The sequence below is a fragment of the Streptomyces sp. NPDC102270 genome, assembly GCF_044766405.1.
In the GTDB taxonomy this organism is placed as follows: domain Bacteria; phylum Actinomycetota; class Actinomycetes; order Streptomycetales; family Streptomycetaceae; genus Streptomyces.
In genome coordinates this window covers 179,925-203,779 of sequence record NZ_JBIWLX010000002.1, presented here as the reverse complement: position 1 = coordinate 203,779, position 23,855 = coordinate 179,925, and the positions used below count along the sequence as shown (strand labels likewise).

21 protein-coding genes and 2 pseudogenes are annotated in these 23,855 nt (G+C 71.2%); 11 read left to right on the top strand and 12 right to left on the bottom strand.

Going from position 1 to position 23,855, the window contains the following annotated elements; all coding sequences use genetic code 11:
- Positions 1-15 precede the first annotated feature (15 nt).
- The 6 genes from ACIRP7_RS03830 to ACIRP7_RS03805 all read left to right on the top strand — a co-directional run bounded on the left by ACIRP7_RS03830 (position 16) and on the right by ACIRP7_RS03805 (position 7,581).
- The gene (locus tag ACIRP7_RS03830) at positions 16-609 is read left to right on the top strand and encodes a hypothetical protein (RefSeq protein ID WP_403653483.1); all 594 of its coding nucleotides are present in this window, start codon (positions 16-18) and stop codon (positions 607-609) included.
- Between the two features lie 212 nt (positions 610-821).
- Positions 822-2,024, top strand: a complete 1,203-nt coding sequence (locus ACIRP7_RS03825; protein ID WP_403653480.1) for a flavin-containing monooxygenase — start codon at positions 822-824, stop codon at positions 2,022-2,024.
- A 158-nt stretch (positions 2,025-2,182) separates the two neighbouring features.
- The gene (locus tag ACIRP7_RS03820; protein WP_403653477.1) at positions 2,183-3,706 is read left to right on the top strand and encodes a flavin monoamine oxidase family protein; all 1,524 of its coding nucleotides are present in this window, start codon (positions 2,183-2,185) and stop codon (positions 3,704-3,706) included.
- Between the two features lie 159 nt (positions 3,707-3,865).
- The gene (locus ACIRP7_RS03815) at positions 3,866-6,091 is read left to right on the top strand and encodes an acetate--CoA ligase family protein (protein WP_403653474.1); all 2,226 of its coding nucleotides are present in this window, start codon (positions 3,866-3,868) and stop codon (positions 6,089-6,091) included.
- Entirely contained in the window at positions 6,082-6,873 is a 792-nt protein-coding gene (locus ACIRP7_RS03810; RefSeq protein WP_403653472.1) for an enoyl-CoA hydratase/isomerase family protein, read from the top strand. Before ACIRP7_RS03815 ends, ACIRP7_RS03810 begins: the two co-directional genes overlap by 10 nt.
- A gap of 120 nt (positions 6,874-6,993) precedes the next feature.
- Entirely contained in the window at positions 6,994-7,581 is a 588-nt protein-coding gene (locus tag ACIRP7_RS03805) for a flavin reductase family protein (protein WP_403653469.1), read from the top strand.
- Positions 7,582-7,683: 102 nt separating this feature from the next.
- Here ACIRP7_RS03805 and ACIRP7_RS03800 read toward each other — a convergent pair.
- The 5 genes and pseudogenes from ACIRP7_RS03800 to ACIRP7_RS03780 all read right to left on the bottom strand — a co-directional run.
- Positions 7,684-7,962, bottom strand: a pseudogene (locus ACIRP7_RS03800) (RNA polymerase subunit sigma-70); the annotation flags it as partial.
- A gap of 22 nt (positions 7,963-7,984) precedes the next feature.
- Entirely contained in the window at positions 7,985-8,833 is an 849-nt protein-coding gene (locus ACIRP7_RS03795; RefSeq protein ID WP_403653466.1) for a PhzF family phenazine biosynthesis protein, read from the bottom strand.
- Complete coding sequence (gene nadC / locus ACIRP7_RS03790) at positions 8,833-9,720, bottom strand: carboxylating nicotinate-nucleotide diphosphorylase (protein ID WP_403653463.1); 888 nt, start codon at positions 9,718-9,720, stop codon at positions 8,833-8,835. The genes ACIRP7_RS03795 and nadC overlap by 1 nt, the downstream gene beginning before the upstream one ends.
- Before the next feature lie 280 nt (positions 9,721-10,000).
- Positions 10,001-10,294 carry a DUF1330 domain-containing protein gene (locus ACIRP7_RS03785; protein WP_403653460.1) on the bottom strand — a complete coding sequence of 98 codons (294 nt, stop codon included), beginning with the start codon at positions 10,292-10,294 and terminating at the stop codon, positions 10,001-10,003.
- 39 nt (positions 10,295-10,333) lie between these two features.
- Entirely contained in the window at positions 10,334-10,531 is a 198-nt protein-coding gene (locus ACIRP7_RS03780; protein ID WP_403653457.1) for a hypothetical protein, read from the bottom strand.
- A 218-nt stretch (positions 10,532-10,749) separates the two neighbouring features.
- Here ACIRP7_RS03780 and ACIRP7_RS03775 point away from each other — a divergent pair, with 218 nt between their 5' ends.
- Together ACIRP7_RS03775 and ACIRP7_RS03770 are read left to right on the top strand one after the other, a co-directional pair.
- Entirely contained in the window at positions 10,750-11,271 is a 522-nt protein-coding gene (locus ACIRP7_RS03775) for a winged helix-turn-helix transcriptional regulator (RefSeq protein WP_403653454.1), read from the top strand.
- A 55-nt stretch (positions 11,272-11,326) separates the two neighbouring features.
- Positions 11,327-12,458, top strand: a pseudogene (locus tag ACIRP7_RS03770) (RNA-guided endonuclease InsQ/TnpB family protein); the annotation flags it as partial.
- A 105-nt stretch (positions 12,459-12,563) separates the two neighbouring features.
- On the opposite strand, the gene ACIRP7_RS03765 reads toward ACIRP7_RS03770, so the two are convergent.
- Both ACIRP7_RS03765 and ACIRP7_RS03760 read right to left on the bottom strand, forming a co-directional pair.
- The gene (locus ACIRP7_RS03765; RefSeq protein WP_403653451.1) at positions 12,564-13,997 is read right to left on the bottom strand and encodes an MFS transporter; all 1,434 of its coding nucleotides are present in this window, start codon (positions 13,995-13,997) and stop codon (positions 12,564-12,566) included.
- Entirely contained in the window at positions 13,994-14,356 is a 363-nt protein-coding gene (locus ACIRP7_RS03760; RefSeq protein WP_403654237.1) for a MarR family winged helix-turn-helix transcriptional regulator, read from the bottom strand. The genes ACIRP7_RS03765 and ACIRP7_RS03760 overlap by 4 nt, the downstream gene beginning before the upstream one ends.
- 338 nt (positions 14,357-14,694) lie before the next feature.
- On the opposite strand from ACIRP7_RS03760, the gene ACIRP7_RS03755 reads away from it, so the two are divergent.
- Positions 14,695-16,080: an SMI1/KNR4 family protein gene (locus ACIRP7_RS03755; protein ID WP_403653448.1), complete on the top strand. Its 1,386-nt coding sequence runs from the start codon at positions 14,695-14,697 to the stop codon at positions 16,078-16,080.
- A gap of 4 nt (positions 16,081-16,084) precedes the next feature.
- Here the strand turns inward: ACIRP7_RS03755 and ACIRP7_RS03750 are convergent, their stop codons facing one another.
- Entirely contained in the window at positions 16,085-17,389 is a 1,305-nt protein-coding gene (locus tag ACIRP7_RS03750) for an MFS transporter (RefSeq protein WP_403653445.1), read from the bottom strand.
- A 71-nt stretch (positions 17,390-17,460) separates the two neighbouring features.
- On the opposite strand from ACIRP7_RS03750, the gene ACIRP7_RS03745 reads away from it, so the two are divergent.
- Positions 17,461-18,594, top strand: a complete 1,134-nt coding sequence (locus ACIRP7_RS03745; RefSeq protein ID WP_403653442.1) for a GlxA family transcriptional regulator — start codon at positions 17,461-17,463, stop codon at positions 18,592-18,594.
- Here ACIRP7_RS03745 and ACIRP7_RS03740 read toward each other — a convergent pair.
- The 3 genes from ACIRP7_RS03740 to ACIRP7_RS03730 form a co-directional block, all read right to left on the bottom strand.
- Positions 18,516-19,565 carry a Zn-dependent alcohol dehydrogenase gene (locus ACIRP7_RS03740; protein WP_403653439.1) on the bottom strand — a complete coding sequence of 350 codons (1,050 nt, stop codon included), beginning with the start codon at positions 19,563-19,565 and terminating at the stop codon, positions 18,516-18,518. The genes ACIRP7_RS03745 and ACIRP7_RS03740 overlap by 79 nt on opposite strands.
- Complete coding sequence (locus ACIRP7_RS03735; protein ID WP_403653436.1) at positions 19,565-20,716, bottom strand: acyl-CoA dehydrogenase family protein; 1,152 nt, start codon at positions 20,714-20,716, stop codon at positions 19,565-19,567. The genes ACIRP7_RS03740 and ACIRP7_RS03735 overlap by 1 nt, the downstream gene beginning before the upstream one ends.
- Positions 20,717-20,824: 108 nt before the next feature.
- Complete coding sequence (locus ACIRP7_RS03730) at positions 20,825-21,691, bottom strand: SDR family oxidoreductase (protein WP_403653433.1); 867 nt, start codon at positions 21,689-21,691, stop codon at positions 20,825-20,827.
- A gap of 85 nt (positions 21,692-21,776) precedes the next feature.
- Here ACIRP7_RS03730 and ACIRP7_RS03725 point away from each other — a divergent pair, with 85 nt between their 5' ends.
- Positions 21,777-22,703, top strand: coding sequence for a cyclase family protein (locus ACIRP7_RS03725; RefSeq protein ID WP_403653430.1), 927 nt, complete (start codon positions 21,777-21,779; stop codon positions 22,701-22,703).
- A gap of 317 nt (positions 22,704-23,020) precedes the next feature.
- On the opposite strand, the gene ACIRP7_RS03720 is transcribed toward ACIRP7_RS03725, so the two are convergent.
- The gene (locus ACIRP7_RS03720; RefSeq protein ID WP_403654235.1) at positions 23,021-23,482 is read right to left on the bottom strand and encodes an ATP-binding protein; all 462 of its coding nucleotides are present in this window, start codon (positions 23,480-23,482) and stop codon (positions 23,021-23,023) included.
- Positions 23,483-23,855: the final 373 nt, after the last annotated feature.

The following is a 23,855-nucleotide window of genomic DNA, read 5'->3' as shown; positions in this document are numbered from 1 at the left end:
AACTGTGGGTCCCCCATGAATGACGACTACCTGGTCAAGCAGTACCTGGAGCCGTCCGCCACCACCTACCTGGCCGCGCTCTCGGACTCCGAGCGCGAGACCTACCTGGCCGCCAACACGTTCATCGCGTGGAAGAACGGCAAGGCCACCTTCACCTGGCCCGACTTCCTCGCCCACGTCGGCGCCCGCAAGAAGGACGCACCCTCCTTCGACGCCTGGGACCTGTCCGCCGGCGAGAACAACGAGTTCGGCGCGAACATCACCGGGGCCCGCCACTTCACGGCGTACGGCGCCGGGAACGACACCACGGGCCTGTCCACCAAGCGCGTGGCGAGCGACATCCCCGAGAAGCTCAACCTGATGAACCCGATGTACCACCTGACGGAGAAGGTCAACGGGAAGCGGTCGAAGCACTGGTGGATCCGCCTCGGCACGAAGGACTCGGACACCTCGCTGACGATCGCCGCGAACCTGGCCGCCGCCGCCGAGAACCTCGGCGACGACGTGAACCACCGCTACTACTGGGACCAGGGCCACGGCGCCAACACCGACCCCGGCGACTTCATCACCTGGATCGCCGAGGTCACGGGTCACAAGAAGACCAAGTAGCCCCCACGAACGCGGCCCCGGTTTCCCGTCAGTCTCCGGCCGCCGCCGCCAGGGCGTCGAGGACCCGCAGCTCGCGGCCCCGACGCCCTGGCACTTTCCGTGTGGGCTACGTCACGCGTCCCACGCACTTCTCCTACAGGCGTGATCGATCCGCAACCAATTCCCGTCTTGACCGAGACCCATCAACGCGCTGTCTGATTACGCTCGCGCTCATGGCCGACTCCACACCCGCAGACCGCCCCGAGCAGCCCGGGCAGCCCGATCGCCCCGTGTACGTCATCGGCGGCGGCCCGGCCGGGCTCTCCGTCGCGTACGCGCTGCGCGCCCGGGGCGTCCGCGCGGTCGTCCTGGAGAAGTCCGAGCACGTCGGCGCGTCCTGGCGGCGCCACTACGACCGTCTCCACCTGCACACCACGCGCCGCCTGTCGGCCCTGCCCGGCCTGCCGATGCCCCGCCGTTTCGGCCGCTGGGTCGCCCGCGACGACGTGGTGCGCTATCTGGAGAAGTACGCCGAGTTCCACGAGCTGGAGACCGTCACCGGCGTCGAGGTGTCGCGCGTCGAGCGCACCCCCGACGGCACCGGCTGGCTGCTGCACGCCACCGGCGGCCGCGAACTGACCGGCGCCGCGGTGGTCGTCGCCACCGGCTACAACCACACCCCGCTGCTGCCCGACTGGCCGGGCCGCGAGGAGTACAAGGGCGAGCTCCTGCACGCCGGCGAGTACCGCAACCCCGAGCCGTACACCGGCCGTGACGTCCTCGTCGTCGGCGTCGGCAACACCGGCGCCGAGATCGCCGTGGACCTGGTCGAGGGCGGCGCCGCACGGGTACAGCTGTCCGTGCGCACCGCCCCGCACATCGTCCGCCGCTCCACGGCAGGCTGGGCCGCCCAGTACACGGGCGTTCTCGTACGGCGGCTGCCGGTCGGCCTCGTGGACCGGCTGGCCCGCCCCATGGCGAAGCTCAGCGTGCCCGACCTGTCCGCGTACGGGCTGCCCCGCCCCGACACCGGGCTCTACAGCCGGGTCAAACAGGGCGCCATCCCGGTCCAGGACGTCGGCCTCGTCGACGCGATCCGCAAGGGCAGGGTCGAGGTCGTGGCCGCCGTCGAGGGCTTCGAGGACGGCGAGGTGCTGCTCGCCGACGGCACCCGCGTCAGCCCCGACGCGGTGATCGCGGCGACCGGGTACGCGCGTTCCCTGGAGGGACTCGTCGGCCACCTCGACGTCCTCGACGCGCGCGGCGGCCCGGTCGTCAACGGCGCCCACGCCCCGGAGAACGCCCCCGGCCTCTTCTTCACCGGTTACGTCACTCCCATCAGCGGTACCTTCCGGGAAGTGGCGATCGACGCGGAGAAGATCGCGAAGGCCGTCGAGAAGCACGGCGCGGGCCGGCTCTCGCGGCTGCCCGTCTGACGGGGAAAGACGGAGTACACCTCAACTCGCTTGACCGGCGCTCCTGTTACATCTGTGAGAGATGTGACGGGAGCGTTGTCGTGTGCCGCCGTACGGGGCCAGAATGTGAACACTTCTCATGTTCTAGCTCCACACTCTCTCCACCACGGAGGACGCACGTGGCACGCGAAAGACAGCTCCCCCCGCTCCCCCAGACCTCTCAGCCGTCCCGGCTCTCCCGCCGCTCCCTGCTCGGCGGTGCCGCCGCCGCGGCCGGGGCCGCCACCCTCACCGCAACCGCCGCCTCCCCCGCCTTCGCCGCCACCCGTGACGTGGACGTCGCGATCGTCGGCGCCGGTCTCGCCGGGCTCACCGCCGCCCGTGACCTGGTCGCGGGCGGAAAGACGGTCGCCGTCCTGGAGGCCCGCGACCGCGTCGGCGGCCGGGTCCTCAACCTGAAACTGGCCAACGGCGGTGTCACCGAGGGCGGCGGCGAGTTCATCGGCCCCACCCAGGACCGCATCAAGGCCCTCGCCGACTCGCTGGGCGTGGGGACCTTCGCCACCTACAACACCGGCAACAACCTCCTCTACAAGGACGGCAAGAAAACCCCCTACGCCACCGACGGCCTCCTCGGCTCGGTCCCGCCGATCGACGCGGCCGGCCTCGCCAACGCGGCGATCGTGCAGGCCTCCCTCGACGACATGGCCAAGACGATCCCGCTCGACGCGCCCTGGACCGCCCCCAAGGCCGACGAATGGGACCGGCAGACCTTCGAGAGCTGGCTGCGCGCCAACGCCGTCATCCCGTCGGCCAAGTTCCTCCTGGACGTGGCCTGCACGTCGATCTTCTCGGCCGAACCCCGCGAACTGTCCCTGCTGTTCGTCCTCTTCTACATCGCCGCCGCCGGCAACGAGACCACTCCCGGCACCCTGGAACGCCTCACCGAGACCGCGGGCGGCGCCCAGGAACTGCGCTTCGTCGGCGGCTCCCAGCTGGTGCCGGTCAAGCTCGCCGCCACGCTGGGCGACCGCGTCGTACTGAACGCCCCGGTGCGCACGATCGCCAAGTCCGGCGCGAAGTACGTCGTCACGGCCGACGGGGTCACCGTCACCGCCAAGCGGGTCGTCGTCGCCGTACCCCCGCCGCTCGCGGCCCGCATCACCTACGACCCGCTGCTGCCCGCCGCCCGCGACCAGCTCACCCAGCGCCTCCCGATGGCCTCGGTCGGCAAGGCGATCGCGATCTACGACACCCCCTTCTGGCGGGCGGACGGCCTCAACGGCCAGGTCGTCAGCGATACCGGCGTGATCAGCTCGACCTTCGACAACTCCCCGCCGGACGCCTCCTACGGCGCCCTGATGGGCTTCATCGAGGCCGACGAGGCCCGCAAGTACGACGCGGCGAGCGAGGCGGAGGTCAAGGCGGCCGTCCTCAAGGACTACGTGATGTACTTCGGCTCGAAAGCGGCCTCCCCCACCTCCTTCGTCCTGCAACGCTGGAACAACGAGGCCTACACCCGCGGCGGCCCCGTCTCCATCGGCGCGCCCGGGGTGCTCACCCAGTACGGCCCCGCCCTGCGCGCCCCTGTCGGCGGCATCCACTGGGCCGGGACCGAGACGTCGATCCACTGGATGGGCTTCATGGACGGTGCGGTGCGGTCGGGCGAGCGGGTGGCCAAGGAGGTTCTCGCGGTCCTGTAGTCGGCGCGGGTGCTGTAGTCGGCGCGGGTGCCGTGGTCGGCGCGGGTGCTGTGGTCCACGTCTCAACTTTGCGTGCACGCCCGTTCCTGACACACCGTCAGTTCTGTAATCTGACAGTGCGTCAGTTATTCAGGCTGTCACACAGGAGCGGGCGGACCGATGCTTGGATCAACCCACGGCACCCTCACCACCGACTCCCGCCGGGCCCGGGTCATCGCGTGCGGCGAGCAACCCGGGCCCGCCGTCCACGGCCGGCCCGCCGAGGTCGACGATCACGACGTCGGCGGCCGGCCGCTGTATACCGACGTCCCCGATCTGGACCGCTTCTTCCGGCCGGAGTCGGTCGCCGTGATCGGCGCCTCGGACACCGAGGGCCGCCCGAACACCGGGGTCACCCGGCAGCTGATCGACTGGGCGGACCGGGTCGGCGCCCGGCTGCACCCGGTGCATCCGACCCGCCCGGCCGTTTTCGGCATCCCCTGTGTGGCCGCCGTGTCCGAGCTGCCCGAGCAGGTCGATCTCGCCGTGCTGCTGGTCGCCGATCCTCTCCCGCTGATCGAGCAACTGGCTGAGATCAAGGTGAAGTTCGCGGTCGTCTTCGCCTCCGGGTTCGCGGAAACCGGCGAGGAGGGAGCGGCCGCCCAGGAGCGTCTCGCGGCCGCCGTGGCGCAGTCCGGGATGCGGCTGCTGGGGCCCAACACCAACCTGAACGCCTTCTCGTCGTTCCGCGAGGACCTCGACGGCCCGGGCATCGCCCTGATCACCCAGTCCGGCCACCAGGGCCGCCCGGTGTACGCCCTCCAGGAACTCGGCATCCGCCTCACCCACTGGGCCCCCACCGGCAACGAGGCCGATCTGGAGACCGCCGACTTCCTGTCCTACTTCGCCGAGCGCCCCGAGGTCGGCGCCATCGCCTGTTACCTGGAGGGCCTGAAGGACGGCCGCTCCTTCCTGCTCGCCGCCGACCGGGCCGCCCGCCGCAAGGTGCCGGTCGTCGCGGTCAAGGTGGGCCGCACCGAGACCGGCGCCCGCACGGCCGCCTCCCACACCGGCAAGCTCACGGGCGCGGACACCGTGGTGGACGCGGCGATGCGCCAGTACGGCGTGATCCGCGTCGACGGCCTCGACGAACTCCAGGACACCGCCGCCCTGTTGGCCCGCGCGAGGCCGCCGCGCGCCGAGGGGGTCGTCGTCTACTCGATCTCGGGCGGCACCGGCGCGCACTTCGCCGACCTGGCGACGGAGGCGGGGCTGAGTCTGCCCACCCTCTCGGAGGCCAAGCAGGCCGAACTGCACCAGTGGATACCGGAGTTCCTGAGCGTGGCCAACCCCGTCGACAACGGCGGGCACCCGGTCGGCGACTGGCGTGGCCGGAAGATCATCGACGCGATCCTCGCGGACCCCTCGGTCGGGGTGCTGATCTGCCCGGTCACCGGGCCCTTTCCTCCCCTGAGCGACCGGCTGGTCCTGGACCTGGTGGACGCGGCGGAGCAGACCGACAAGCTGGTGTGCGTGGTGTGGGGCTCGCCCGTCGGCACCGAGCCGGCCTACCGCGAGGTCCTGCTCGGCTCGTCCCGGGTGGCCACCTTCCGCACGGTCGGCAACTGCATCACCGCCGTGCGCGCCTACCTCGACCACCACCGCTTCGTCGCCGGCTACCGCTCCCCCTTCGACGAGGCCCCGCGCACCCCGTCGCCCTCCTTCCGCAAGGCGCAGGCGCTGATGCGCCCGGGCCAGCAGCTGAGCGAGCACGCGGCGAAGCAACTGCTGCGGGCCTACGGGATCCGGGTGCCGCGCGAGCAGCTGGTGACCAGCGCGGCGGCGGCCGTCCGTGCGGCCGGCCTGGTCGGCTACCCGGTCGTGATGAAGGCGTCCGGCGCGAAGATCGCCCACAAGACGGAGCTCGGCCTGGTGAAGATCGGCCTGACCTCGGCGAGCCAGGTCCGCGACGCCTACCGCGAGTTGACCGACATCGCCCGCTACGAGGACGTCTCCCTGGACGGTGTCCTGGTCTGCCAGATGGTCGAGCGGGGTGTCGAGATGGTCGTCGGGGCGGCGCACGACGAGCTGTTCGGGCCGACGGTGACGGTCGGGCTCGGCGGGGTCCTGGTCGAGGTGCTGCGGGACACGGCCGTACGGGTGCCGCCCTTCGGTGAGGAGCAGGCCCGGGACATGCTCGGAGATCTGCGCGGACGGGCACTCCTGGACGGGGTCCGGGGGCGGCCGCCCGCGGATCTCGACGCGCTCGTGGAGGTCGTGCTCCGGGTGCAGCGGATGGTGCTGGAGCTCGGGGACGAACTCGCGGAGCTCGACATCAACCCGCTGATGGTGCTTCCCCGGGGGCAGGGGGCGGTGGCGCTGGACGCGTTGGTGGTGTGCCGGTGAGCGAGGTGACGCACACCGTCGACGGCCACGTCTCGTACCTCACCCTGAACCGGCCCGAGGTGCTCAACGCCCTCACGCCCGGCCAGCGGGACGTGGTCATCGAGCGGTTGGCGCAGGCGTCTGCCGATCCGGAGGTGCGTGCCGTGGTCCTCACCGGGACCGGGCGCGGCTTCTGCGCGGGTGCGGACCTGCGGGGGGCCTCCGGCGCGGGAGAACGCGTCGCCGGCGATGTGGCCCGCACGCTGCGGCTGGGAGCCCAGCGGTTGATCGCAGCCGTCCTCGACTGCGAGAAACCGGTCATCGCGGCGGTGAACGGCACGGCGGCCGGCCTCGGCGCGCACCTGGCCCTCGCCTGCGATCTGGTGCTGGCCGCCGAGTCGGCGAAGTTCATCGAGGTGTTCGTCCGCCGCGGGCTGGTTCCCGACGGCGGCGGCGCCTATCTCCTGCCCCGTCTGATCGGCCCGCGGCGGGCGAAGGAACTGATGTTCTTCGGCGACCCGCTCACCGCGCACGAAGCCGAACGCCTGGGCCTGGTCAACCGGGTCGTGGCGGACGAGGAGCTGGCCAAGACGGCCCGCGCGTGGGCCACCCGCCTGGCCACCGGCCCGACCCGGGCCCTCGCCCTGACCAAGCAGCTCGTGAACGCCTCCCTGGACAGCGACCGCGCCACCGCGTTCGCCGCGGAGGCCGCCGCGCAGGAGATCAACATGTCGACGGCGGACGCGCAAGAGGGCGTGGCGAGCTTCGTGGAGCGCAGGAGCCCCGAGTACCGGGGCCGTTGACGGCTCAGTCCCGGGTCAGGACGTGTTCCCCCAGCTCATGGGCGCAGCGTACGGGCGGCCCTTCGCTCACGACCCCGACCCCTTCCCATCTGACGTACCGTCAGCTTCAATGGGGATGTGATGGGACAAGCAGGGACGGCGGAAGCGGCCGTCCGCTACCTCAGGTCCGGGAAGGCCCTCGCCGTCGAGGCGTTGCCCCGCCCGGAGCTGCGGTGTGTGCGCGAGGACGAGCGGGCACCGGTCGACCCGGCCGAGTTCCGGCGCGTACTGGGGAACTTCGCGACCGGCGTCACCGTGGTGACGGCCCCCGGGGCACCCGGCGAGGAACCGGCCGGCTTCGCCTGCCAGTCCTTCTCCTCCCTCTCCCTCGACCCACCGCTCGTCGCCTTCATGGTGGGCCGTACGTCGGCGACCTGGCCGCGCATCGCCCGGGCGGGCGTCTTCTGCGTGAACGTCCTGAGCGCGGACCAGGGCGGGCTGTGCAGGGCGTTCGCGGTGAGCGGCGCGGACAAGTTCGCGGGCGTCCCGCACGACCCGGCCCCGGTCTCCGGCGCCCCCCGCCTCGCGGGCACGCTCGCGTGGATCGACTGCACGATCCACGCGGTGCACACCGGCGGTGACCACCTCATCGTGGTGGGACGGGTGGACGCGCTGGGCACGGGCGAGGGCGAGGCCCCGCTGCTGTTCCACCAGGGACGGTTTCTCTGAGCCGCCCCGGCCGAGGGCTCTGCCGCCGCTGGCCTGAGTACCAGCATCGACGTCAGTGGCCTCCTTGAATCCTCCCCCTCGTAAACGAGGGGGATTCCTGGCTCAGGCTGCCTGGCGGAACAGCGTCCCGCCGCGTCTTGCGCCGTCAGCACCAGCCGGGTTGAGACCAGCCCGGGCCGGCATCAGGCGGGCGGAGTTCTTGTGTCTGGGCACCGCCCCCTGCGTGGCTGCGCTGGCGGACAGTTGCGCGCCGGCTGCGACCTTGGTGGCGCCGAGGGTGACGACCACGCCGGACGGGGTGTCGACGGTCAGTTTCACCTCGGGGTCGAGTACCCGCAGCAACTCCTCGAAGTCGCCGCGTCGAGCCGCTGCCAGGAAGGACGAACCAGGTGGACGTCAAACGTCAAGCTTGACGCACGGCTGTTCGTGCGAGAGTTGCTTGGCCACCGACTCGGACTGGGTGTTGCAGGTGGGTGTTGTCGATGGTTGCCGTGATGGCGGATGGGTTGCCGAGGAGATCGCCCATGTCGACAGTGAGGCGGTCCGTGCCGAATCGGGCCATGTGCGCGGCCAGGCAGGCTGTGCTGTTGGCGTTGGCGATGTCCTCGGGGACGCCGATCGACGGGGCGAACATCCGAGCGGCTGCCCGGCCGTGCCGGTCCGGGATCGAGTAGGCGTAGCAGCCCAACAGACCGTACCGGTCGCAGGCAGCACGTAGCAGGGCAAAGTCTGGGGAGAGGTCGGCCAACGCGGCGCGCGATCGGACTGGCAGGAGAAGCCTCGGCCGCCCGTTCGAGGCCACGCAGGCGTTGCCGACGACGGCTTCGCCAGCCAGGCCGAGGCCGGCTGTGACCGCCCTCAGCTCGGGTGCCCGGGCGACGCGCAGGTTCACCGGGCCCGGGTCGAACGACGCTGTCACGCTGTCGCGGTTTCGGATGGCCCAGCCTTCGAAGCTGCGGCTCGTCGTCCACAGCACGGCGTGGTGGTCGCTGCCGCCTTCGCGTATGGCGAGCAGCGCCAGGGCCGCGACGGTGCCGTGGCCGCAGGCAGGAAGTTCGCCCTCGGCGGTGAAGAACCGGAGCGAGTACGAGGGACGGCCGCGCTCAACTCCGGTGGCACGGATGAAGACGGCGTGCGAAGTGCCCAGTTCCCCGGGAATGCGGCATCGCTCCTCGTCGGTGAACGACGCTTCGTCGAGAACGGCGGTCGGGCTGCCGCCCCGGCCCTGCCGCTGACACGCGTCGATGACCACTACCTCGGGCATGGCACCGGGTCGGTCGTCAGCAGCATCGTCAGGTCCAGCGCGGGCGCGCTGTGCGTCAACGCGCCGACCGAGATGAGGTCGACTCCCGTCTCGGCGATGGCGCGGACACTGTCCAGACGGACGGTGCCCGAGGCCTCCAGCAGGATCCGGGAGGCGTCGGTACGCTCGGCCCGGATTTTCACGACCATTTCGATGTCGGCCACCGGCATGTTGTCGAGCATGATCCAGCGGGCCCCGGCATCGAGGGCCTCAACGGCCTGCGCCACGGTCTGCACCTCGACATCGGTCTCCACCTTCTGCCCGGTGCGCGCCATCCCGCGCCGGACCGCGTCGATCGCGGTGGTCACGCCGCCTGCCGCGGCGATGTGGTTCTCCTTGAGCAGCACCATCGCCGCGAGGTTGAGCCGGTGGTTGCGGCCGCCGCCGACGGTCACCGCGTACTTGTCCAGGGCTCGCAGGCCCGGCGCCGTCTTGCGGGTGTCCAGGATGCGCGCCTCGGTCCCGGCCACGGCCTGGACGTAGCGGTCGGTGAGCGTCGCGATGCCGCACATGCGCTGCAGGAAGTTCAGCGCCGTACGCTCCCCGGTGATCAGGCTGCGCGCCGAGCCGGACAAGCGCACCAGGACATCGTCACCGGTCAGCCGGGCGCCGTCGGGGACGAGTGCTTCCACTGTGACCTCGGGGTCGACCTGGGCGAAGACCTCGGCGACCGCGGGGAGGCCGCCGGCGATGCCGCATTGCCGGGCGCGGATCTCGGCCACGGCCGCCATGCCTTCGGGAACGCTCCACGCGGTGGTGACGTCCTGGCCCGACTCATCCTCGGCCAGGGCAGCGGCGACGGCGGTTCGCGCCGCCTGGGAGGGGAACTCTGTCATGGTCCGTGGTCTCCAGTCCTGTGGTTACGGGCCGAAAATCCGAGGTGCCCCGCGCGCGGACCGCTGTCAGAACCGGTTGCGCCGGCACCCTCGGCGGCAGTGGGCGGGGCGTCGGCAAGCTCGGCAGCCCACCGCCGCGACCACTCGGTGACAGAACGCAGGGCCTCGCGGGCGTCGTGGCCGAGCGGGGTGAGGATGTAGCTGCCGTTGCACAACACCTCGGCGAGTCGAGCCTCTTGGAGCTCTGTGAGCCTTCAGTGAAGATCCGACCGGATCTCGGTCAGTCGATGCCTTCGACGATGCGGAAGTCGCGCTCGACGCCGTCGGAGAGGGCGACCAGCGCCTCCTGGTAGGCCGCACTCCCGCGCGCGGCGACGGCCTGCTCGAAGCTGTCGAACTCGACCAGGACGGTGCGCTCGGCGATTCCGGCGTCATACGCCACGACCCGACCGCCACGGACGAGGGTCCGGCCGCCCCAGGGCTCGACGGCCTGACGGGCCAGCTTGTTGTAAGCAGCCAGCTTCTCAGGGTCGGAAATGGTGCGGTAGACGCTGACCCAGTAGCCCTTGGGCATGGGGACCCCCAGTGTTGGGATGAGTGCATCCGACGTGGATCAGTGTGCGGAGATCGGCTCGGTGCCGGGCCCAAGGGGCAGGCGGAGCACCCTGACGGCGAACGAAATGGCGTGGTACCCACCGCAGACCAAGACCGGATCGAGTACGGCATCTTCATCGGCGACAGCGACCAGGTCCGCCCAGGTGTCGTCGGACAGGGCAGAGGCCGCATGGAGCTCGTCGACCGCTTCGAGCACGGCACGATCGGTGGTGCCAGCAGTCGTCCGTCGGCCTTCCATCCGCGAGGCACGCGAGCTGCGTCGCGTCGAGTCCCGCCTTCTCGGCGAAGCACGCGCCGTGCACGGCCCACTCGTAGTCGGCGCCGCACAGCGCGGTGGTCCGGTCGATGACCGGCTCGCGCCGGCGCAGAGTGAGGGCGGAGCGCCGAGAGAAGCAGTAGCTTCCCCAGCCCGCGATGGAGCGGGCGAGCTCGGGCCGGCGGGCCCACACCCGGAACAGCTGGATGAGAATGCCCGAGGAGCTCAAGGGCCTCACCGGCTCCCTCGCCATAGGGCGGCGAGAGTGGTCCGATGCGCCGCTGCTTCGATTTCAGAGGCATAGCGAGACGTTAACATTGGCGCTTCGGAAAGGGAAGCAGATGACACGACCAACACCACTCCCAGGCCGCCGGGTCCGCGGCTCGCACACGGGGCGCCCGATCATGGCGCTCCTGGACCTCTTGGGCCGACGCTGGGCGCTGCGGGTCCTGTGGGAGCTGCGGGACGGCTCATCTCCGACCTTCCGCCAGCTCCAGCAACGATGCGGCGGCGTCTCATCAAGCGTCCTGGCAGACAGGCTTCGCGAGCTTGGACAGGCCGACCTCGTCGAGAACGCCGGCGAAGGATACCTGCTCACTGAACAGGGCAGGACCCTTCAAGAATCTCTCGCCCATCTCGATGCTTGGGCCTCCGGTTGGCGGCCCAAGGCGGCGGACTGACGGCCGTGACGGCAGGAGGGGCACAGTCTCTCCAGTGGTCACAGAGTGTCGCGGCTCCCTCTACAACGGGGCCTTGCAGGAACGGCGTGACGCCTACCGGCATCCGTCGAAGACCAGCGTCAAGTACGGCGACCAGTCGGCGCAGCTCAAGGACATCCGGGCGTTCGACCCGGAGCGTCAGGGTCGCTGGTCCTTCAGCTCACAGCAGGCCACCTTGCGCCGTCTCGACAAAGCGTTCGCCGCGTTCTTCCGCCGGGTCAAGTCCGGTGACACGCCCGGCTATCCGCGTTCCGCGGGGTGAACTGGTTCGACACGGTGGACTTCCCCAAGGACGGGGACGGCTGCCGGTGGAACTCCACCCCGCACAACCCGACCACCCGCGTCCGCCTCCAGGGCGTCGGGCATGTGAAGGTCAACCCGCATCGCGCCGTGGTCGGGCGGGTCAAGACCGTGTCGGTGAAGCGTGAGGGCCGTCGGTGGTTCGTCGTACTGACCGCCGAACAGGAACAGCCCAAGCCGCTGCCCGCGACCGGCAGCCTGGTCGGGATCGACCTGGGCATCGCGAACTTCTCGCCGACTCCAACGGCGAGTTCGTCCCCAACCCGCGCCACGGCCGCCTCGCGGCCGAGAAACTCCAGGCAGCGCAGCAGGCCCTGTCTCACTTCCCGCGCCGTAAAGCCGAGGACCGCACCGAAAATCACCAGCGCGCCGTGAACAAGGTCGCCCAGCTGCACCGCAAGGTACGGCGCCAGCGGCTCGACCACGCACACAAGACCGCCCTCGATCTGGTACGCGCACACGACTTCATCGCGCACGAAGACCTCAAGATCCGCAATATGAGCAAGGCCCCCGCACCGAAGCCCGACCCCGACCGGCCGGACGCGTTCCTGCCCAACGGGGCCGCCGCGAAGGCCGGACTCAACAAGTCGATCCACGATGCCGGATGGGGGGTGTTCCTGACGATCCTGCACGCCAAGGCTGAAAGCGCCGGACGGGAAGTGATCGCCGTGGACCCCCGCAACACCTCCCGCGAGTGCCCCGAATGCGGGCCCACCGCCAAGGAGAACCGGTCCGCACAGGAAAAGTTCCACTGCGTCGCCTGCGGCCGCACCGCCCACGCCGACTCGGTCGGGGCGATCAACGTTCTACGGGCCGGGCTGGTCCGTCGCGACGCCAACACGGCGTAACGAGAAGCCCCCGGCTTCACCGGGGGAGGAGTCACGTTCATGTTCATCGGGACCGGTGCCCGCCTTGCTGCCGAGGCTCGCCACACCACCTATTTACGCGAGCTCTTACGGGTTGGTCTCGGACGAGCGTCGGCGGGCGAGAGCGAGGCTTGTCAGCGTCGTGATCGTCATGGCGCCGATGCCGGCCAGCGCCGCGGTGGTGTAGGCGCTGTCGTCGGGGAAGAGGTGGCCGGGGCCGGTGCCCGCGGCGAGGATCAGGCCGCCGATGGCGCTGCCAAGGGAGTACCCGACGCTGCGGACGACGTAGTTGAAGCTCATGGCGCTCGACGTCTCGCTCTTGGGGGTGACGGCCAGGATGACGCCGGGCATCGCGGCCGAGAAGCCGCCGGCGCCGAAGCCGAGCACGCCCATGGCCGCGAACAGTTCGGCCAGGTCCGACCGGGCCGCCGCGAACAGGGCGAACCCGGCGCCGACCACGACTGCGCTGCCGGCCAGAAGCAGGGGTTCGGCGATCCGCGTCCGGAGCCGCGGCGTGAGCTTGCCGGCGACGAACCCCAGCACGGAGAACGGGATGAGGACCAGCCCGGCGACGAAGGTCGTCAGCCCGAAGCCGTAGCCGGCGCCGTGCGGCGTCTGCGCGTACCGGGTGATGAGCGTGAGCAGGAGGTACATGCCGATCCCGCCGACGAACATGGCGAGGTTCGCCCCGGCGACCGCCGGGTGCCGCACCGCCCGCACATCGACCAGGGGCGTCGTGCTGCGCAGCTCGATGACGGCCCAGACGCAGAGCAGCACCACCGCGACGACGGCGAGGCCCGCCGCCACGGCGAGGTGCCGGCTCCACAGATTCCGTTCGCCGGCGAGGAACAGCACCAGGAGCAGCGCAGCGGCCAGGACGACCGCGCCTGCCACGTCCACGTGGACGGAGCGGCCTTCGGGGGCTTCGGGCATGGAGCGCCACGCGGTCAGGAGGGCGGCGGCGGTGACGACCAGGCCGAGGCCGTAGGCGGCCCGCAGTCCACCGAGCTCGGCGAGCAGTGCGGCCAGCGGGTAGCCGACGCCGGCCCCGATGATCGAGACCACCGAGATCAGGGCGATCACGGCCGCGCTGCGCTCCTCGGGGAGGTGGTCCCGGGCCACGCCCATCATCAGCGCCGTCAGCCCGAGCCCGACGCCCTGGGCCGCCCTGCCGGCCAGCAGCCACGCGAACGGCAGCGGCAGCACGGTGAGCGCGCTTCCGGCGACCACGACCGCCAGCGTGGCGAGGATCGTGGTCCGCCGGTGCGGGCCGGCTCCGAGCCGGCCCAGGACGGGTGTGGCGACAGCGCCGCTGAGCAGGGCGACGGTCAGCGTCCACTGCGCGCTGCCGAGCGAGACGTGGAACGAGGTCGCCACGCTGGTGATGAGCGGCGTCCCGAGGCTGGCGACCGCCGCCACGACCAGAGCGATGAACATCAGGGCGGGGACCAGCAGCCGCGCCTCGGAACGCGCCACCGGGAACGCCTTCACCGCGCCCCCGCCGACCGGCTGCCCGGTCACTGCTTCGACCCTTCGCGGTCCTTGCTTTCGAGCTCTGCCAGATGCTTCAGCGCCGGAAGGGCCGCCACCAGCGCCTCGACCTCGTCGCCGGTGAGCTCGCCGATCAACCGCTCGAACGCGTGGACGCCCGCCTGGCGCCGCGTCCGGACATAGGAGGCGCCGGCCTCGGTCAGGCACACCAGCGTGACCCGCTTGTCGGACGCGTCGCCCCGCCGCTCAACCAGGCCGGACTCCTCCATCACCCGGACCAGGGCGGTCATCGCGGGCTGGGTGACGCCCTCGACCGCGGCCAGATCGGTGATGCGCCGCGGGCCGGTCCGGTCCAGGGTGGCCAGGGTGGCGGCGGACGTCAGGCTCATGTCCCGGGGTAGGCGTCTCGCGGCCCTGGTGGCCAGGCCGTAGAGGGCTGCCCCGATGGCGGCGGACGCGCCAGGATCGATGTCTTGACGACTCATGCTCGAAGCATAGCAATTTTATATTCATAGCTTATGGAAATGGGCGGGCGGCGCGGCCCCTTGGGCAGGCCGCCCCGCCGGATCCGGGTCAGTGCCAGGCTCGGCAGTCGGTCGGCGCGGTCGCCCTCGGCGAGTCCCTGGAGCGCTACGCCCGCCCCGGCGTCGCTGAACGCCGGGGCGTCTCGCAAGAATCAGGTGATAATCCCCTCCGTCCCGTTCACCGGTACGGCCGGAGGCCCCTGTTGTCCTCGCTCCACGAATTCACCACCTGGGAACCGCTGCTGAGGCTGGTGCACGCCGAGAACGCGGAGCGGCTCGCCGCACCGGGCGGTCATGTGGCCGGCCGGATCAGCCGCAGCGGGTGGAGCGTGCCGCTGCGGCGGAACTCCCCGCCGCCCGGACGGGCCTCCCGGATCGAGGACATGCAGGACGAGTTCGACGCGGTGGAACAGGTGCGCACCGCGCTCGCCGACTCCGGCCTGCACGACGTCTCCTTCGTCACGGAGCTCTCCTCGGCCGGACGAGCCGTGCTCCACCTGCTCGATCCCGGTGCCGCCGTGGAGCCCGGCATCGGCGGACCCCATCCGGGGGCGATCCGCCTGGTCGAGGACGCCGTGGCCGAACCATGGCGCCGGCTGCCCGAGCCCGCCGAGGGGGCCTCGCCCGACCCGTCGGCGGACCCGGGGCTGCTGGAGCGCACCCTGCGCGAGCGGCTCCCCGACGCGATCGGCGCCACCGAGGCGGAGCTCGCGGCCGCGCAGGAGCACCTCGGTGTCCCGCTGCCCGCCGAGCTGAAGGCGCTCTACCGGGTGACCCGGGCACGCTGGGAGGACTGGGACGGCGACCACGAGAAGGCGGACCAGGTCTACGACGCGGTCGGCTGCGAGCTCTTCTCCCCGGACCGCCTGTACATCGCCGACGCGGCGTCCCGGAGGTGTCCCTGGCAGTTCGCGGCGATGGAAGCGGTCGTCACCCCGCCCGACGCGGCGGTGCAGGGGGTGGTCGGCTCCCCCGGCTGGATCGTCTTCGGTGACAACGGCGGCGGTGACCGGCTGGCCGTCGACCTGACACCGGGCCCGCGCGGGCACACGGGGCAGATCATCCTGCTCAGCCACGAGGAGAACATCGGCGCCGAGCTGCTCGCCCCCTCCCTCACCGGCCTGGTACTCAACGGGGAGAGCGGGGAGGACGGCTCCCGGCACCGCCACGAGCTGCCCGCTGTGGCCTACGTCAACATCCGCGGGGTGAGCAGCGTTCAGGCCGCCGCCCACCCCGAGCTCGAGGTCCTGTCCATCGGTGTCTGGGAGGGCGAGCCGGTCAGCCTGGCCCCCGTCACCGGGCTGCCCCGGCTGCGGACCCTCACCGCGTATCCCGGTTCGCTCGCCGACCCGCTGGAGATCGCCGCGCTGACCGGCCTCGAGTACCTGGAGCTCGGCCCGGAGGAGTGGCGCGTGCTGCTCGACGCCGGCGCGGTGCCCCACGGCCTGCTTGCCGCCGGCATCGAGATCCGCGGCGAGCGCCACCCGCTCCCGGTCGCGGACCTCGCCGACGAACTCCTCGCGCTGTGGGGCCGCCCTCCGATCCAGCGGACCGTACTGGAGGGCGACCTGTGGGCCACCGGCCTGTGAACCGTCAGGCCGCCGCGAGCACGGCGGTCGGCGGCCGCCGCCGGATGACGAGCGCCATCAGCGCCGCCGCCGCGCACAGCGCTCCCGACGCGTACCAGACCATGTCGTACGTGCCGAAGACGTCCCGTGCCACACCGCCGAGGAAGGCGATCAGGGCCGCGCCGACCTGGTGGGAGGCGAGGACCCAGCCGAAGACGATCGCGCTGTCGTCGCCGTACTGCTCACGGCACAGGGCCACGGTGGGCGGGACGGTGGCGACCCAGTCGAGGCCGTAGAAGACGATGAAGAAGAGCATCGGCGGGTGGACGGAGGGGGCCAGCAGCATGGGCAGGAACAGCAGCGAGATGCCGCGCAGGGCGTAGTAGACGGCGAGCAGGCGGCGGGGCTCGAAGCGGTCGGTGAACCAGCCGGAGGCGACCGTACCGACGACGTCGAAGACGCCGATGACCGCGAGCAGCGAGGCGGCGGCCGTCACGGGCATGCCGTGGTCGTGGGCGGCGGGCACGAAGTGCGTCTGGATCAGGCCGTTGGTGGAGGCGCCACAGATCGCGAAGGTGCCGGCGAGCAGCCAGAAGGGGCCGGTGCGGGCGGCCTTGAAGAGGACCTTGACGGTCCGGCGGGCGGCACCGGGCACGGGTGCCGGCTTCGGCACGAACTCCTGGGCGCCGTACGGCTTCAGGCCCACGTCGGCCGGGTGGTCGCGCAGCAGCAGCCAGACGAAGGGGACGACCGCGAGGGCGGCGAGCGCGACCGTGATCGCCGCCGGGCGCCAGTCGTGCTTCTCCACCATCCAGGACAGCACCGGCAGGAAGATCAGCTGGCCGGAGGCGGAGGCGGCGGTCAGGATGCCGGTGACCAGGCCGCGCCGCTCGGTGAACCAGCGGTTGGTGACGGTCGCGGCGAAGGCCAGCGCCATCGAGCCGCTGCCGAGGCCGACGAGCAGGCCCCAGTAGAGCATCAGCTGCCAGGCGGCCGTCATCCACACGGTCAGGCCCGAGCCGACGGCGATCACGGTCAGCGCGACGGCGACGACCCGCCGGATGCCGAAGCGGTCCATCAGCGCCGCCGCGAAGGGCGCGGTCAGGCCGTACAGCGCGAGGTTGACGGAGACGGCCGCGCTGATGGTGCCGCGCGACCAGCCGAAGTCGTCGTGCAAGGGGTCGATGAGCAGGCCCGGCAGGGAGCGGAAGGCGGCCGCGCCGATGATCGTCACGAAGGCGACGGCGGCCACGAACCAGGCGCGGTGGACACGTCCGGGCTGCTTCTCCGTCCCGGACGTCTGGACGGCGGCTTCGGTTGTCTGGGTCACGACATAGAGCGTGAGGCCTGCGGCCTGCCCGATCCATTGGCCCGAAGGACAGCATTCGTTAGGATCGGGCCATGAGCCGTGACCGTCAGGTCCCCAGTGACCCGGAGTTCCGCCCGCACCGCGTGGTCGTCCTGGCCATGGACGGTGTCCTGCCGTTCGAGCTGGGCATCCCGCACCGGATCTTCGGCCGCCCCAGGGACGCCGAGGGGCGCCTGCTGTACGAGGTCGTCACCTGCTCGATCCGCCCGCCGGGCCCGGTGCGGACCGACGCCGACTTCGCCGTCCAGGTCGAGCACGGCCCGGAGACCCTGGCCACCGCCGACACCGTGATCGTCCCGGCGTCGTACGAACTGGGCCCGGTCTTCGAGCAGGGCGTGCTGACCGGTGAACTGGCCGCCGCCCTCGCCCACATCCGCCCCGGCACCCGGCTCGCCTCCATCTGCACCGGCGTCTACGTCCTGGCCGCCGCCGGTTACCTCGACGGCCGCCCCGCGACCACGCACTGGGCCGACTCCGACCGTCTCCAGCGGCTCTTCCCGCAGATCAAGGTGGACCCGGACGTCCTGTTCATCGACGACGGGGACGTCCTGACCTCCGCGGGCGTCGCCGCCGGCATCGACCTGTGCCTGCACATGGTGCGCCACGACCACGGCACGGCGATCGCCAACGACGTGGCCCGCCGCACCGTCGTACCGCCGCACCGCGACGGCGGTCAGGCGCAGTACATCCACCGGCCGGTGCCCGACCCGCAGCAGTCGACCACGACCTCGGCACGCGCCTGGGCGCTCGGCCGCCTGCACGAGCCGATCCAGCTGCGGGACATGGCCGAGCAGGAGGCCATGTCGGTGCGCACCTTCACCCGCCGCTTCCGCGAGGAGGTGGGCGTCAGCCCCGGCCAGTGGCTCACCCAGCAACGTGTGGAACGCGCCCGGCACCTCCTGGAGTCCACCGACCTCTCCGTCGAGCAGGTCGCCCACGACGCCGGCTTCGGCACCGCACAGTCGATGCGCCAGCACCTGCAGACGGCCCTCGGCGTCACCCCGACCGCGTATCGCCGCACGTTCCGGGCCGGCAGCGCGAGCCCCGACTCCCCTTCCGGGCGCTACGCCGACATGGGCACCCCGCGTCAGAACGTGAGCACCCCCCGTGCCACCCGCCCCGCCTCCGCGTCCCCGACAGCCTTCTCGAAGTCCTCGATCGGGTAGGTCTCCGTGACCAGTTCGTCGAGGAGCAGCCGTCCCTGGCGGTAGAGGTCCGCGTACAGCGGGATGTCCCGCTGCGGCCGTGAGGAGCCGTAGCGGCAGCCGAGGATGGACTTGTCCAGGAACATCGAGGAGACGACGAAGGACGCCTGGGCGCCCGCCGCCGGAACCCCCAGCAGGACCGCCTGCCCGTGCCGGTCGAGCAAGTCGATGGCGGCACGCACGAGTTCGACCCGGCCGACGCACTCGAAGGCGTGGTCCACCCCGTGCGGCAGCAGGTCCCGCACCCCCTCCGTCGAGGTCAGGAAGTCCGTCGCCCCGAACTGCCGGGCCATCGCCTCCTTCGCCGGATTGGCGTCCACCGCCACGATCCGCGACGCCCCCGCGATCCGGGCACCCTGGATGACGTTGAGCCCGATCCCCCCGGTCCCGATCACCAGCACGCTCTCCCCGCGGTCTACCCTGGCCCGGTTGAGCACGGCTCCCACCCCGGTCAGCACCCCGCACCCGATGAGCGCGGCGGACGTCAGCGGAATGCCCTTCGGGATGCGGACCGCCTGCACGGCCTTCACCACGGTCCGTTCCGCGAAGGCGGAGTTGCACGCGAACTGGAACACCGGCTCCCCGCCCCGCGAGAACGGCTTCTGGGGCCGCCCGATGGCCTTGCGGCACATGGTCGGCCGCCCCCGGTCGCAGTCCGCGCAGGCACCGCAGTTGGCGAGCGTGGACAGCGCCACATGGTCACCGGGCCCGACATGCGTGACCCCCTCCCCCACCGTCTCCACCACGCCGGCGCCCTCATGCCCGAGCACCACCGGAACCGGAAACGGAATGGTCCCGTCCACTACGGACAGGTCGCTGTGGCACAGCCCGGCCGCCGAGATCGCGACCCGCACCTCGCCCGGCCCCGGATCCCGCACCTCCAGATCGTCGACGACCTGGATCTGCCTCCCGTCGAACAGCACGCCGCGCATCAGACGACCCCCTTGGGTTCCCTGGGCAGACCGAGCACGCGCTCGGCGATGATGGTGCGCTGGATCTGGTCGGAGCCGCCGTAGATGGTGTCGGCCCGCGAGAACAGGAACAGCTGCTGCAGCGCGTCGAGTTCGTACGGCGAGGAAGACGACCAGACCCCGGGCCCGACCGTCGCCTCCGCCCCCCGCACGAGCATCGCCAGCTCCCCGAGCCGCTGATGCCAGCCCGCCCACAGCAGCTTGGCCACACTGGGGGCCCCGGTGTCCCCCGAACCGCCCAGCGTCCGCAGGGCGTTCCACCGCATGGTCCGCAACTCGGCCCACTGCCGCACGAGCAGAGCGCGTACGACGGGATCGTCGACCGCGCCGGTGCATACGGCGGCCCGCACCACCTGGGTCAACTCCTGGGCGAATCCCACCTGCTGGGCCAGCGTGGACACCCCGCGCTCGAACCCCAACAGGCTCATCGCCACCTGCCAGCCCTGCCCCTCGCCCCCGACGACATGCTCGGCACGCGCGTGTGCCCCGTCGAAGAAGACCTCGTTGAACTCACTGGTCCCGGTCATCTGCCGAATGGGCCGCACCTCGATGCGCCCGGGCTGGTCCATGGGAACGAGAAGAAAGGTCAGCCCGTGGTGCCGGCGCGACTGCGGATCGGTCCGGGCGAGCACGAAACACCAGTCCGCCTCATGAGCGAGGGACGTCCAGATCTTCTGCCCGCTGATCCGGTACGTCCCGTCCCCGGCCCGCGTGGCCCGGGTCCGCACACCGGCGAGGTCGGACCCCGCCCCGGGTTCGCTGTATCCCTGGCACCACAGCTCCTCCCCGGCGGCGACGGGAGGAAGGAAGCGCGCCTTCTGCTCGTCACTGCCGTGCGCGAGGAGAGTGGGCGCGAGCAGCTTCTCCCCGATGTGCCCGGACCGCGCGGGCGCCCCCGACCGCGCATACTCCTCGGCCCAGACGACCTGCTGGGTGAGCGTGGCGGTCCGGTTGCCGTACCCGGATTCGTCCCAGCCGAGCCCGATCCACCCGGCCTTCCCGAGGGTCCGCTCCCAGACCCGCCGATCCTGAGCACCATCGACATGGCTGGACAGCCATTCCCGCACCTCGGAGCGAAATGCGTCGTCCTCAGCACCAAACCCGAAGTCCACGGGCCTCTCCTCTCCATACCGGCCGCGGTGAACTACTCAGGGGCGCGGGGAACTGCGCGACCAGCCACAACCAACCCGCAGCCGCCGAACAACACACACCCCAACCCCCTAGGCATCCGGCCCCGAAAGCAACGGCATCGGATCCACCCCCACACTCCCCGGCAAGAACTCCGCGATCAGCTCCGCCGTCCACCCGCCGGAGGCATACGCGGCACGCAACTCCCGCGGCTGAGCCCACACCGCGATCTTCGGCCCCGCCACGGTGTACACCTGCCCGGTGATCTCCCGCGCCCGCTCCGACAGCAGGTAGACCACCATGGCGGCCACATCCTCCGGCTCCCCGATCTCCGCGAGGTCGAAGGGAACGTTCGCCGACATCCGCGTACGGGCGACGGGCGCCACCGCGTTCGCGGTCACCCCGTACTTGTGCAGCCCGAGCGCCGCACTGCGCACCAGCGAGATGATCCCGCCTTTGGCCGCGCTGTAATTGGCCTGCGAATACGACCCCTGGTGGTTCCCGCTGGTGAACCCGATCAACGTCCCCGCCCGCTGCTGACGCATCACCGCGGAGGCCGCGCGGAACACGGTGAAGGTCCCCTTGAGATGGGTGGCGAGGACCGGGTCCCACTCGTCCTCGGTCATGTTGAACAGCATCCGCTCCCGCAGGATCCCGGCGACGCAGACGACACCGTCGAGCCGCCCGTAGGAGGACAGCGCGACATCGACCACCCGCTGCCCGCCCGCCATCGTCGAGATGTCGTCGGCCACGGCGACGGCCTCGCCCCCGGCCGCCTCGATCTCCTTCACCACGGCCGAGGCGATCTCACTCGTGGGAGAGCCCCCGTCCACGGAGACGCCGTAGTCGTTGACGACGACCCGCGCGCCCTCCGCCGCCGCGGCCAGCGCGACCGCCCGCCCGATCCCCCGTCCCGCGCCCGTCACGGCGACGACCCTGCCTGCCAAGAAGTTCCCCACGCCCGGCCCCTTCCCGCGGTTTCTGACGGACCGTTAGATTTTATGACCCGTCAGATGTGCGGACACAAGCCCCGGGGAGGGCCCGATGTCACTTCCGGCCGCGTTCCACGACATCGCCAAGCGCGTGAACAACTGGGGTCGTTGGGGAGCCGACGACGAGATCGGCACCCTGAACCTGATCACCGACGAGGTCGTCCGCGAGGCCGCCGCGACCGTCCGCACCGGCCGCCGCATCCCGCTCGCCCTCCCCCTCAGGCAGGACGGCGTGCAGACCGGGATGATGCCGGGCCGGGTCAACCCGCTGCACACGATGGTGCAGATCAACCAGGAGATCTTCGGCCCGGGGACGGTCGCGTGCAGCGACGACGCGGTGACCATGGGCCTGCAGGCGGCCACCCACTGGGACGCGCTCACCCATGTCTCGCACTCGGGCATGCTCTACAACGGCCGCCCGGCCGGCACCGTCACCGCACACGGCGGCGCCGAGTTCAGCGGCATCGACAAGGCCCGGTACGTCGTCTCGCGCGGGGTGCTGCTCGATGTGGCCCGGGCGCGGGGCGTGGACCGGCTCGAAGGGGCGCACGCGGTGACGCCGGAGGACCTGGAGGCGGCCGAGGAACTCGCGGGCACGCGGGTGCGTGCCGGGGACATCGTGCTCGTACGGACCGGGCAGGTCCAGGTGTATCTCGCCGGGGACAAGGAGGCGTACGCCTATCCGTCGCCGGGCCTGTCGGTCCGCACCCCGGAGTGGTTCCACGCGCGCGATGTGGCCGCGGTCGCCAACGACACCCTCACGTTCGAGATCTTCCCGCCCGAGATCGAGGATCTGTGGCTGCCCGTGCACGCGCTGGATCTGGTGGAGATGGGGATGCTCCAGGGCCAGAACTGGAATCTGGAAAAGTTGTCCACAGCCTGTGGAGAAGTCGGCCGGTACGCGTTCCTGCTGTCGGCCATGCCCGAGCCGTTCATCGGCGGCACCGGAACACCCGTGGCCCCGGTGGCCGTGCTGTGAAGAGGTCGGTCGGCGGCGCGCGGATCCGCCCCGAGCACGGCTCGCGCGCCGCCGTCATCGACTTCCTTCCGCCCTGAGGAAATCGACACCGCGTCACGATCCGCACTCGTCGAGGGCTCCCGTCACCGCAACCCTCGGCGTCCCCTCGCGGCGAATCGCCGACCACCAGCGTCATCAATCGAACACGGTGCGTCAACACCCGTACGGGGATTTATGGCTTACGAGCCGTTTGTCACGACCGCGCACGGATGCACATCCCCGGCGCACCGCCCTCTCATCGAGGCGGGGTCTTGGGGGTGCCTGCCACCGTGCGCCGGTCACACCGCCTCGAAGGCCAGCCCCTCGTAGGCCGAGGCCTCGATGCCGTAGGTCTCCGTCATCTGCCGCGGCCGGTCACAGCGGTCGAGTTCGCACCAGATGCTCTTGCCGGCGCCTTCGGGGCTCCAGCCCCAGCGGTCCGCCAGGCCGTCGACGAGAGCCAGGCCGCGGCCGCCGGTCGCGTCACCGTCCACGCAGCGCGGCACCGGGGCCCGGCCGCTGCGGTCGGCGACCTCCAGGCGGACGGTGGCCGACTCCCCCTCGGCGCCCGGCAGGGACAGCCGCAGGACGGCCGGACGGCCGGTGTGCACCACGGCGTTGGTGACCAGTTCCGACACGAGCAGGATCAGCGTCTCCGCGAGCGGTTCGTCGCCCCCTATCCCGGATCCGGCGAGCCGCGAGCGGGCCCATCTCCGGGCTCGCCCCACTTCCGAGGGGTCGGGCCGGATCTCCAGCTGCACTTGAAGCACCTGCACCGCTCACACCATCCGAACCGGCGGGCACATGGCCTCGCGCCTCACGAGGGCCACGATCGTAGCCATTTTTTGCATGACCAGAACAATGACCAAAGCCGGGGTCACAGAACGTGAATCCCTTACGAGACAGCATGGTTGACGTACAGTCACGCCAACAAGCGCTTCGGGCATATTCCAGCGCGAAGGAGTACCCCTGCGGGATACTGTGCGACGCTCGCCGCAGGGAGTCGAACAGGCGGTGGACACAGGCCTTCCCGCCCTGCGAGCAGCGGCGCGCACCGCCGGGTCCGGGGCCGCCCCATCGGCAACACCGGCATGGCTCGTGCTCGGAACCACTCGCATCTCACACAAGGTACCG